General features: G+C 66.6%; 5 protein-coding genes. 2 read left to right on the top strand and 3 right to left on the bottom strand.

Going from position 1 to position 11,885, the window contains the following annotated elements:
- Window positions 1-128 precede the first annotated feature (128 nt).
- Window positions 129-4,580: a BREX system serine/threonine kinase PglW gene (gene pglW, locus IAG42_RS12455; protein ID WP_317453363.1), complete on the top strand. Its 4,452-nt coding sequence runs from the start codon at window positions 129-131 to the stop codon at window positions 4,578-4,580.
- Window positions 4,581-4,612: 32 nt separating this feature from the next.
- Here the strand turns inward: pglW and IAG42_RS12450 are convergent, their stop codons facing one another.
- From IAG42_RS12450 to IAG42_RS12440, 3 genes are read right to left on the bottom strand one after another with little or no spacing between them, the layout of a single operon-like run.
- Entirely contained in the window at window positions 4,613-6,085 is a 1,473-nt protein-coding gene (locus IAG42_RS12450; protein ID WP_188337091.1) for an AAA family ATPase, read from the bottom strand.
- On the bottom strand, window positions 6,082-7,461 hold the full coding sequence (locus tag IAG42_RS12445) for a ParA family protein (protein ID WP_188337090.1): 1,380 nt from the start codon (window positions 7,459-7,461) through the stop codon (window positions 6,082-6,084). Before IAG42_RS12445 ends, IAG42_RS12450 begins: the two co-directional genes overlap by 4 nt.
- A complete protein-coding gene (locus IAG42_RS12440; protein ID WP_188337089.1) occupies window positions 7,458-7,964 on the bottom strand; it encodes a hypothetical protein in 507 nt (168 codons plus the stop codon). The genes IAG42_RS12445 and IAG42_RS12440 overlap by 4 nt, the downstream gene beginning before the upstream one ends.
- A 133-nt stretch (window positions 7,965-8,097) precedes the next feature.
- On the opposite strand from IAG42_RS12440, the gene pglX reads away from it, so the two are divergent.
- The gene (pglX, locus tag IAG42_RS12435; protein WP_317453312.1) at window positions 8,098-11,874 is read left to right on the top strand and encodes a BREX-2 system adenine-specific DNA-methyltransferase PglX; all 3,777 of its coding nucleotides are present in this window, start codon (window positions 8,098-8,100) and stop codon (window positions 11,872-11,874) included.
- The last annotated feature ends 11 nt before the right edge of the window (window positions 11,875-11,885 follow it).

Here is an 11,885-nt window from a genome sequence, read left to right as displayed (position 1 = left end):
AACGGCGCTGGATCGAGGCGCTCTCGTTCCGGATCAGCGAACGCCGGATCCTTCATGTGGCCGGCGCGGTAGGCTCGACCAGGCATGATGCGGCCCTGCTGGCATGGGCGACGCGGGAGGACGGGACAGTGACCGCAGTGGGAGGAGCCCCGGCGTCCGGGGTGCCGAAGCCTGGCCCCGTGAGGCCGCCCCGACAGTGGTCGCAGGAAAGGGTCTCTCCATACCCCTGGGAGCAGGAGGCGCTGGATCATGTGCGGCAGCTCATGCCGCACGCCGAGCCTTATCGGGCCTGGGCAACCTTCTCTTTCACTGCGCAATCCGGACGCGTCAACGAATGCGATCTACTGATCGCGGTTCCGTCCGGGCTATTTCTTGTTGAGATCAAGAGTCATCCCGGTGAACTCCGCAACAGCGGTTCTACCTGGAATTTCCGTGGCCAGGACCGCATGCGGACGATCACCAATCCGTTGCACTTCAATGACCTGAAGTCCAAAGAGCTGAAGAGCCAGCTTCAGTGGGCAGCCCGCAAGCTAGGCATCAGTGATCGCGTCGTGCCACGTATCGAGCCTGCCGTTTTTCTCTCCGCCCCGGATCTGGACAGTCATCTGGACGAGGTGCAGCAGATCAAGGTCTACGGCCGTGATGACGGCGCGAGTGGACTCAAGCGCATCTGGCAGGATTTCCTGGGGCTGCCGCCGGACCGCCCTGAGCGACGCATTACTCCGGAATTCTCCCGCCATACCCTCCCTCAGCTTCTGAAGGCTATTGGCATTCGTCAGTCCGCCGCTCATCTGCGATTCGGCGATGCGTGGAAGATGGAGCCCCATCCGTTGGATGCCGGGCCCTCCTGGGAGGACCGTCTCGCGTCTCGCGATGACGGGATGGTCCAGGAGGAGGGCAGGGTCCGTATCTATCTGGTCAGCCAGATGGCTACCGAAGCAGCCCGCAAGGCCACTGAGCGAGCCGCGCGTCGCGAATATCAAGTGCTCCAGGGTATTAACCACCGTGGGATCGTCGACGCAGTCGAATTCCGTGAGCATCAAGGCGGTCCGGCGATCCTCTTTCGCCATCGCCACACGGACCTGCGACTCGACCAGTATCTGGATGTCTACGGTGGGAAGCTGACTCCTGAGACACGCCTCGACCTGGTTCGGCAGCTTGCGGAGGCCGTCCGCTATGCACACAACCGGTCGCTGTATCACCGCGCTCTGGCGGCCCGTTCGGTATATGTCTCGTTCAAAGAGGGTGGGGCCCATCCCGAACTGCGGATCACCGACTGGCAGACCGCGGCCAGGGATTTCGATTCCAATGCCACCTTCTTCCGTTCCATCGGTGGGTCCGCGCTCGACGCGGCGCTCATCGAGGACGCGGCTCGCGTGTACCTGGCCCCGGAGACGGATCAGCCCTTCGCCGACCCAGGTGATCTGGACGTCTTCGGTCTGGGAGCAGTCGCGCATCTGATCCTTACCGGGCTGCCGCCGGCCGCGCAGCGCAGTGCGCTGAGTGATCGTTTGCGCACGGACTCGGGCCTGCGGCTCTTCGCGGTGGCGGATGGGCTGCCCGACGCTCTGGACGATCTCGTCTTCCAGGCGACCCGGACCGATGTCAATGACCGCCTGGGTTCGGTGGAGGAGTTCCTCGATCTCCTCGACGAGGCCGAGCGCGCCAGCGTTCTGCCCGATTCCCCGGCCTCGACCGATGTCGATCCGCTGGAAGCGCTGCCCGGCCAGTCGCTTGACACCGAATGGTCGGTGCGGCGGGTTCTCGGCACCGGAGCCACGGCCCGTGCCCTCCTTGTGGAGCGTGCGACGGAGGACGAGGACGGCCACGTCCACATCGACGAGCATGTCTTCAAAGTCGCTCTCGACGAGGAGCGGGCCGGCAGGCTGCGGGCCGAGGAGCGAGTGCTCGGGACGGTCGGTGGTGGAGCGATCGTCCAGCTGCGAGGGGAGGGGCTGCGAGAGATCGGCGGGCGCACGGTTCTGGAACTGGAGTATGCGGGCGAGCAGTCGCTCGGTGAGCGGCTCAGGGGCCAGGGCAGGCTCACCTTTCACGAGTTGGAACGTTTCTCGGACGACCTGTTCCACGCTCTTGACCAGCTCGCCGGTCATGGAGTGCGCCACCGTGACATCAAGCCGGACAATTTCGGTGTCCAGCGGCGCAAGGACCGCACCTGGCAGCTCAAGCTCTTCGATTTCTCCCTCACCGATGCTTCCGACCGGGACATCAAGGCTGGCACCCGCAATTATCTCGACCCGTTCCTCGGGTCCATGCGTCGTGCCCACTACGACGATCACGCCGAGCGGTATGCGGCGGCCGTCACACTGCACGAGATGGCCAGCGGTGAGAGGCCGGTGTGGGGTGACGGACGGAACGATCCGCTCACCAATGAGTCGGCAGTCCTTCGTATCGCGGTCGAGCTCTTCGAACCCGCATTGAGCGACGGGCTCGCACGCTTCTTCCGGCGAGCCCTGCATCGCGACGTCGAGCACCGCTTCGAGACCCTCACCCAGATGCGTGACGAGTGGAGGCAGGTGTTCCGTACCGCGGACTCGACCGGCCCCACCATCACGCAGAACCTCGTCGGTGCAGCCTCCGAGGACCCGGAAAGCGACCGGGACAGGGCTGCGGAAGCCGCCGACGTCACGACACTACTGGAGGCCGCAGGGCTGACCCCCCGAGCGGTGTCCGTCGCGAACGACCTGCACGCCTACCGGGTCGGCGATCTGCTGAACCTTCAGCCGTACGTCATCTCCCGGGCGCGCGGAGCCGGTGCGCTGGTGCGCAAGGAGTTGAACCGGCGGCGCAAGCAATGGGCAGCAGCACTCCTTCCGGCCTCCGACGGTCGTTCCCCGCAGACACCACCCGTCGACCGCCCGGTGGTGGACGTCGCGACGGTGGACGGCTCGGCCCCGGAACGCATTCTGTCGATAGACGAGATGGCGGCCTTGCTCACCCCCGAGCCCGGCCGCAAGGGCTCACACCGTGCGGCCGTGGTACGGCTCACTCTCGGGCTTCCACCGGAAGAGGGCGGGCTCTCCCCGCTGGGTGCCTGGCCGGTTCAGGCACGCATCGCCGAGCACCTGGGTATCAAGCAACCGCCGGTCTCCCGGCACCACCGGATCGAGATCAAACAGTGGGCGGAGGCGGCCTGGCTCTCACCGGTACGCGCTGAGCTGGTCGACATCGTCACCGCCGCTGGGCGGGTCATGACCGCTGTGGAGGCCGCGGCTGAACTGCGTGCCCGCCACGGAGCGGGCAGTGACACCAGCGAGCGGATCCTGGCCAGGTCTCTGGCCGTCGTCCGGGCCGCGGTCGAGGCCGAGACCTCGGATGCGGTGGGAGAGGTGGACAGTGCGGGGACCGAGGGCGGTGTACCGCATGAGCCCCGCCTCGCAGTGCACCGGCGTGGCGAAGCGGTCCTCATTGCGGCTGAGTCCTTGCCCGGGACTGAAGACCCCAGCCCTCGTGAACTGGCCGACTACAGTGCGTTGCTTGGATCTTGCGCACATCAACTTGCGCGGCGTGACCCGCTGCCCAGCCGCGCTGAGGTCGTGCGCGACCTGCGTGCCGTACCGGTCCCCGACGGCTTCGCACCGCTCGCGGACACACGCCTCGTGGCGCTGGCTGCCGCGGTCGCAGCCCGGACCGCGGTGACGCCGCGCCTTGAGTTGTACCCGCAGGATCTGAGCCTGGAGCGGGCCCTGCGTATCTCCCAGGCGGGAGCCGGGGTCCGGCACGACCGGGGCATTGTGGTTTCTGGCCTGGTCGCTCGGCTGCGGGCACGCTTCCCCGACCTGGATCTCCTCGCGGGGGGCCGGGAGCCGACTCACGTGGAACTCGAGGAGGCATTGGAGGCGGCCCGCTTCGACCTGCGTTACGACCTCAAGACCCTGACGTTCTTCCCGCGCAGATCCGCACCGCCCGCCGCCCGCACCTCGACCGGCGTCCACACCAGCTACCTTCCTCCGCGTCCGGTCTCCCACGCGGACCGCGAGGATCCACACGGGGCGTTGCGTGCCCGGCTGACCGAGCGTGCCGCCCGCGGTGGCTTCCTCGCCCTGACGGTGAAACGCGACGTGCTGGTGGGGACGGCGGAGCGGGTGGCGGCGGGATTCAAGTCCGAAGGCGTCGTCGCGGTCGATGTCGCGGGGATGTTCCTGCGCACGCTGCGGGAGCTGGCGGACGAAAAGGGACAGGACTGGCAGAAGTTCCTGCGTGCCGACAGCGGTTCCGCCCCAGGCCGCATCAAGCCCGGCCTCGCCTCCTTCGCCCGCGTGGTCTGGCAACGCATGGAGGACGCCCTCCTCGAGCGGGCCACCGCACCCCGGACGGTCCTGTTCCTCTACGACGCCGGCCTGGTCGCACGCTACTGGGACGAGGGCGGCCACGGCTTCCTGACCCGTCTCCAGAATGCGGCTCGCCGACCTGGGAGCGTCCCCCACGGCCTGTGGCTGCTGTGCCCGGTCGAGACGCGGTCGCAGCAGCCACGCCTCGACGGGCGGACGGTCGAGGTGATCGGCGGCGACGGGGAGCGGGAGCACCTGGACGCGGGATTCGTGAAGGCGCTTGGGGACTGAGCACCTTCCGCGGAGTGGACGGACGGGAGGGGTCAGGACTTCTTGCGGGAAACCCCGCCCCTGCGCCCGATGTTGAAGTACAGCCGGTACACATCGGGCAGGTCGATGGCCCCGGTGGTGAGTCGCCGGGTCAGGACGCCGATGTCGATGAGTTCTTCGAGGACAGCGAAGGGATCATCCGGTTTGCGTGGGCCGCTGCCGCCGTCGTCCTCCTGAGGGTCCTGGCCGCTTTCCTGGGCCAGTTCCTGCAGCGCGGCGCTGAGCCCGCCCTGATTCCAGTGGGCGATGACGACCGAGGGTTCCATCGGTACTTCGCCCCCCTCGAGTTTCTCGACTGCGGCAACCGCCCAGGCGATGTCCTCTGTGAGTTCCTCCACGCGGATACGGGCCGCCCCGTGCAGGCTTGCTCTGATGGCGTCGTAATGGAGCGCGTACTCGTAACCCGCGTATCGCTCGGCGGAGACGACAGCGGCTTCCCGCAGGCTGTACAACCACGTACGGGGGCTGACCTCCTCATTACCGTCCTGGAGATGATTGGGCACCCAGGTGTAGGTGAGGCCCTTTCGTCGGTCGGTGCCCATGTATGGTCCGGCGATGTCGACGAACACGGCTTCCTGCCGTGTCTGGTCGGCGATGACATCAGTCGGCGCGATGAACCGGCCGTCGCCTTCATCGCGCCAGCCGCCGGTGGCAGCCCGGAACTCCGCGGCTCCGGGGCCGTCGTAGTTCCCCAACTGGTGGAAGAAAAGCCCGTAGAGGTTCTCCCGGAGCCAGGTGAGCTCGGCGGTGTTCGCGGTGAGTTTCGACGCGTCCGCGAACTTCTTGGGTGCGCTGTCGTACATGTCCGGGCGGATGAAGACCTTCGCGCGCAGGGCAGATGTAGTGAGGCGCAGTTCGAGCGCGACCTCGAGCAGACCCGACACGAGCTTGTCCGCCTGCATCCTGTCCTTGTGCAGATGGTCCAGGGCGTCGAAGAGCAGGACCTGCGTCACGCCGTCGCTGTGAGCCGCGCTGTCCGCTTCCTGAAGAGCGTCGTCGAGCGCCTCGGGATTCTCCCGTACCCAGCTCATCCTGCCGGGCCAGTCGTTGATGGCTGCGATCTCGGGCACCTTGAGCGCCATCAGAACGACCATGAACCAGAAGTCGACCGCATCGAACTCGTCATCGCGCATCAACCGGGCGATAACTCGCTTGGTCGGGTAGGCGGCGTCGGCCTTGCGGTCCGCAGCGAATCCCGTAGCGATCTTGACCCGGCGCAATCTGGGCATCAGGTACGAAGCCGCGGCGATCTCCCGCAGCCGGGGATCGGTCAGCGCCTTGGCCCAGTACGTCTTGCCGGTACCGCGTGCGCCCTTCACCACGGTGACGTCGGGAGCGAGAGCGAGCCGATGGCTCGACGGGGTGAACAACCGCCGCAGGTCCGGTTCCGTGGTGTTCGCGTCGACCGCGTCTTCCAGGGCCCGGACAATCAGGGTGCGGTACTCGTCGGCGGTCAGGGGGGTCATGAGGGCTCCGGGTGCGGCGGGGGCAGCAGTCGCTCCACCGTAGTCGTGAAGGTCTGGTAGACGGCCTCGACCATCGGCAGCTCGGGCCAGGCGCTGCTGCGCAGCGGGTCGAGCCCGATCAGGTCGTTGCCGAACAGGATCGGGATGGGGGTGTGCGGTGCGTCTTCCGCGTCCGGTGCCGAGATATACGTGCTGTCCGGCTCGTAGAGGGTGTCGGCGAAGAGGTTGTACGCCCGCTCCTGCAGGGCGAGCAGACGGTTGACGTCTCCGGCGGAGTTGAACATGGCAGCGACCACTCTGAGGCGTTCCACCAGATCACCGACGTGGTCCTGCCGTTGCCGCCACTGCTCGAACAGCATGCGGTACCCCTCCCAGGTGGAAGGGTTGTCCACGGTGAACAACAGCGCCAGGCCGCTCAGGTGGGTCAGGGTGACGGCGGCGATGTCGTGCATGCCGGCCCGGCAGTCGAGCAGGACGACGTCGGGGCGCCGGGAGAGCTCTGCCACCTGGTCCTCGCAGGCGCTGATGGCCTGTTCGAGCCGGGTGGCGAAGGGACGCGGACCGTCGCCGGGAGTGAGTGGGGCAAGGTCGCTGTAGATGCGGTTCAGTTTGGCGAGGTAGTCGCTGCGTTCGCCTGCACGGGGTGTGCCTCCGGCAGGGGCGAACCACACCTCGCCGTTGCTTTCGCCCCGGACGGGCAGAGCAGTGCCGCGAGCGACCAGTTCGAGCCCGTCGGCATGTCCGACGGCCGCTTCGACCAGGTGGTCCACGATGCCGTGACGAGGGATGCCGCTCGGACTCTCCAGGAGATTTGACACCCCGGGCGACTCCAGGTCGAGGTCGACCACCAGTACGCACCGTCCTCGGTCGGCCAGATACCGGGCGAGCATCGCGGTGGCCGTCGAGCGGCCCACACCCCCCTTGAACCCGTACATGGCGACGCGGCGGTCCCGGCGGTCCCAGTCGCCGTCGAACGGCGTACGGGCAGGGAGGGGCGCACTTGTCCAGTCGGCCCCTATTACGGTGCGTTCCAGGGCGTGCACGCTGCCGACATTGCCGTGGGAAGCGCTGACCTCCGTACGGTCTCCACTGGCGAAGAAGAGATCGGGGGCGAAAAGGAGACTGCCGAGCACGAGGGGTTCGAGGCCGGTGAAGGGGTGGGTCGCGGCTGCAAACCCGTCCCTCGCGGACACTACGTCCGGGGCGTCCGCCGCCAGCGGGTTCGCCCGATCGTCGACGAGGAGCGATGCACGCCCCAGAAGGTCACGGGTGACGACGACGTTCATGCCGAACCGCTGGGCTGCCTGACCGGCATGGGCGAGCGCTTGCTTCCAGGCCGCGTCGAACCGTACGGACGGCGGGGGAGGAGTGGTCATACGAGGGTGCCGGTTCCTAGGATGCGGGCCTGCTCGTGGGCGGCGATGAGGTCGTAGGCTGCCTTGAGGTGCCGGTCGACGTGCTCCTTGGTGAGCATGGTGCCGTCGCAGTACCGGTCGCCCACGTCCCAGTCCGCGAACGGGTTCTCCCAGAGGAGCTGGGAGAACAGGAGACCTGCGGCGGTGTCGTTGCGGCGGTGGGCCACGGCGGTGAGCTGCTCCCAGAGCGCGGGAAGGTGGCCGTGCTGGCCGTCCCAGTTTCGCTGCCTCCGGGTGGGGTGTGGGAACTTCATCTCAGGGTGGTGCGGCATGCCGTTCGGCTTGAGCTCGGAGCCCAGGAAACTGATCAGGATGGCCTTGATGGCACATTCTGCGGCAAGGCCGGCCAGGTGATCCGCCGATATCTGCCACCGCGCGCCGGTCGCGAGGACGGCCGACCGGAAATGGTGCACGCTCGCTCTGGCGAAGTCGGGCGGGGGCGAGGTTGGGGGCGTGGCCGTCACGACGATCACTTTAGTGGTGGGGGTAGAGGGCGCGGGAGGGCTTTCCGCACACGGGAACCGCAGCTTCGATAGCGAGGCTGGCAGGATTGAGGGGCCTGGCCGCCCGATGCGCGGCGGGAGAGGATGCGCTGCGGTGAGTAGGAACGAGATGGAAGCGGACGTGACGGTGGAGACGGCGGGTACGGCGAGGCTGGACAAGGAGGCCCTGGTCAAGGACCTCAAGCGGCTGGTCCTCGACCTGGAGGACGACCTGCGTGTCCGTAGCGAGACGGTCGAGGATTTCCGCGCACCTCTTGAGGAGGAGTACCGGCAGGCCAAGGAGGCGAAGCGGATCGCGGCCCCCTACGCTGCCTGGCGTGACGAGCGGGTCACGCAAGCCGCGGCCGCCTGGGTCCTCGCCTGCGTCTTCGTCCGCTTCTGCGAGGACAACGGCCTGATCGAGGAGCCCTACATCGCCGGCCCCGGTGAGCGCCTCGCCGAGGCTGAGGCTCGCCACGACAACTTCTTCCGTGAGAACCCGCATCTCAACGACCGTGACTGGCTGATCGAGTCCTTCCGTCACCTTGCGAAGACGAACGCCGCCGCCGCCGGACTCTTCGACGAGAACCACAATCCGTTGTGGAGCATTACCCCCAGCTACGACGCGGCGACGAAGCTGCTCGCCTTCTGGCGCAGGTGGGGTGCGGCGGGCGAGATCCGTTACAACTTCTTTGACCCGGAGTGGAACACTCGCTTCCTCGGCGACCTGTACCAGGACCTGAGCGAGCATGCCCGTAAGACGTATGCACTACTCCAAACCCCTGAGTTCGTCGAGGAGTTCATCCTCGATCTGACCCTGGAACCGGCGATCGAGGAGTTCGGTCTCAACGCGGCACGGGAAGATCCTCTGGACCCGACGGGTGAGCCGCTGCGCGGGCTGCGGACCATCGACCCGGCGTGCGGGTCGGGGCACTTCCTGCTCGGCATCTTCCACCGGCTCCTTGACAAGTGGCGTATCGCGGAGCCGGGTACGGACGACTGGACGTTGATCCGGCGCTCGCTGGAATCCGTCCACGGTTGCGACAAGAACCCGTTCGCGGCGAGCATCGCGCGCTTCCGACTGCTCGTCGCCGCGATGAAGGCCGCGGGGGTGAGCAGGCTCGACCGGATGCGACCCTTCCCGATCAATGTGGCGGTCGGTGACTCGCTGCTACACGGGCGGGGGGCGGCCGGCATTCAGACCGAGATCGAGTTGGACACGCTGTTCTCGGACGCGCCCGTGGGGAGTGAGGACGGGGAGACGTACGCGTACTCGACCGAGGACGTGTGGGAGTACGCGAAGCGGGCGGATCTGCTTGGGCGGGGCTCATATCACGTAGTGGTGGGGAATCCGCCGTACATCACGGTGAAGGACAAGCAGGAGAACGAGAACTACCGGGCGGCGTACAAGGACGTGTGCGCGGGGACCTATGCGCTGTCCGTGCCGTTCGCGGCGCGGCTGTTTGAGCTGGCGGTCAGGGGGCCGGGCGGGCGGCTCGGTGGGGGTGGGTTTGTCGGGCAGATCACGGCGAATTCCTTCATGAAGCGTGAGTTCGGCAAGAAGCTCATCGAGGTCTTCTTCCGGAATCGGGCTGAATTGTCGCATGTGATCGATACGTCGGGGGCGTACATTCCGGGGCATGGCACGCCTACGGTGATTCTGGTGGGGCGGAACCGGATTCCTAGCCCGGAGCGGACGGTTCGGGCGGTGTTGGGGGTTCGAGGGGAGCCTGCGCAGCCACCGATCGCGGCGGAAGGCGCCGTGTGGCGGGCGATTGTGGAGCAGGTGGGGCGACCGGGGAGTGAGTCGGACTGGGTGTCCGTTGAGAACGCGGTTGCGGCGAGCTTCGTGAGTCACCCGTGGTCGGTGAGTGGGGGAGGGGCCGGTCCGCTGCTGGACCGGCTGGCCGTTGGCACGATGCCGCTGGAGGAGAAGATTTCGAAGCCGATCGGTCGCGCTATTCGTGCGGGTGCCGATGAGGCGTACATGCGGCCGTTGCGGAAGACGTACAAGCCCCGAGCGGACAAGCGAGCACTGCGGCCACTGCTTCTTGGAGATGTGGTTCGGGACTGGCGTGCCGAGCCAGACGTAGCTATTTGGAGGCCAGATGCCAAGGCGGTGAATGAGGGGCGCCTTGGTGAAGAATTGTGGCCTTGGCGGGCGACGCTCGCAGCGCGTAGAACATTCCAAGGTGACATGGCAGATGCGGGTCTCGAATGGTGGGACTACATGCAGTACACCGCGTCTGCGTACGCCACGCCGCTATCGATCGCCTTTGCGTTTGTGTCGACGCACAATCACTTTGTGCTGGACCGGGGAGGGAAGGTGTTCAACAGGTCTGCGCCAGTCATCAAGCTGCCACAGGGTGCGGATGAGGATGCGCACCTGGAGTTGTTGGGGGTGCTCAATTCGTCGACGGCGTGCTTCTGGTTGAAGCAGGTCAGCCATGACAAGGGGAGCCAGTCAGGGACTGGCGGGTTCATGCATGACGAATGGGAGCGGTTCTACGAGTTCACCGGGACCAAGTTGCAAGGGTTTCCTCTTCCGGGAACTCTCCCGCTTGAACTGGGACGTTCGCTCGACCTTGCGGCGAGGGAGCTGGCGGACAGCGAGCCGGATGCTGTCGCTGGGCGCGAGACTCCACGTCGCGCCAACCTTGATCAGGCGCGTCGGGACAGCGAAGCCGCCAAGGGGCGGATGATCGCACTTCAGGAAGAGCTCGATTGGACCGTCTACGGCCTCTACGGATTGCTGACTCCGGCTGAAGTGAAGCGGGTGACTCTACCCGCCTCCTGCGAGGTTCCCGAAGTCGGCCTGGGCGAGCGGGCCTTTGAGATTGCGCTCGCTCGGCGTGTAGCCGAGCGAGAGACGACAACCGTCTGGTTCGACCGTCACGGCGCGACCCCGATTGTGGACATCCCCGTGCATTGGACGGACGAATACAGGGCTGTGGTGCAGGCGCGGCTTGACGTCATCGCCTCGCGCACCAAGGACATTGGTCTGATCGAGCGGCCTGAGTGCAAGCGGCGGTGGGCTGCCGAGTCGTGGGAGAAGAAGGAGCGAGCCGCGCTGCGGACCTGGTTGCTCGACCGGTGTGAGAGCAGCGGGCTCTGGTACGAGCTGCGGGACGGGATGAAGCAGCCGCGGTCGATGACGGTCAATTACCTTGCTGACCGGGTGAGTTCGGATTCGGACTTCGTCTCGGTTGCGGCTCTGTACGCCTCTGACCATCTCGGCATGCCGGATCTCCCACTGGCGCAGGTGCTCTCCGAAGTCATTGCCGATGAGCATGTGCCGTATCTCGCAGCCCTGCGGTATAAGGACTCAGGGTTGCGCATCCGTGCACAGTGGGAGCAGGTATGGGCGGAGCAGCGGGAGGAGGACAAGGACGGCGTGCGCAGGGACATCGATCCGCCGAACAAGTACAAGACGTCCGACTTCCTCCAGTTCTCGTACTGGGCGAACCGCGGCAAGCTCGACGTGCCTAAGGAGCGGTTCATCTCGTACCCCGGTGCGAGTCCGGACGGGGACCCAACGCTGATGCTTGGCTGGGCCGGGTGGGATCACAAGGATCAGGCGCAGGTGCTGTCGCAGTTGATCGACGCGCGGACCAAGCGGGACGGCTGGAGCACCGAGCGGATCGTTCCGCTGCTCGCGGGGCTTCGCGAGGTCATGCCGTGGGTGAAGCAGTGGCATGGCGAGCCGGACGCGGAGTGGGACGACGAGGTGCCGGCCGAGGTGCTTGAGGCGGACTACGAAGCGTTGCTGCGCAGGCACGGTGTCGGCGAGGCGCAGTTGGCGGCGTGGCGGCCGGTGAAGAAGCCGCGCGGGCGGAAGGCTGCCGTGCCGAAGAAGAAGCCTGTCGAGCAGGTCGAGTTGGGCGGGGAGTAGGGGAACGGGAG

Origin of the sequence: Streptomyces xanthii (genome assembly GCF_014621695.1) — a bacterium.
Lineage (GTDB): Bacteria > Actinomycetota > Actinomycetes > Streptomycetales > Streptomycetaceae > Streptomyces > Streptomyces xanthii.
The sequence above is the reverse complement of the archived record's forward strand: the minus strand, read 5'-3'. Positions and strand labels throughout refer to the sequence as shown.

What these genes read in the sequence shown, in the direction of transcription:
- IAG42_RS12450 (WP_188337091.1), bottom strand. Translation starts at nt 6,085, where the DNA reads ATGACCCCCCTGACCGCCGACGAGTACCGCACCCTGATTGTCCGGGCC.
- IAG42_RS12445 (WP_188337090.1), bottom strand. Translation starts at nt 7,461, where the DNA reads ATGACCACTCCTCCCCCGCCGTCCGTACGGTTCGACGCGGCCTGGAAG.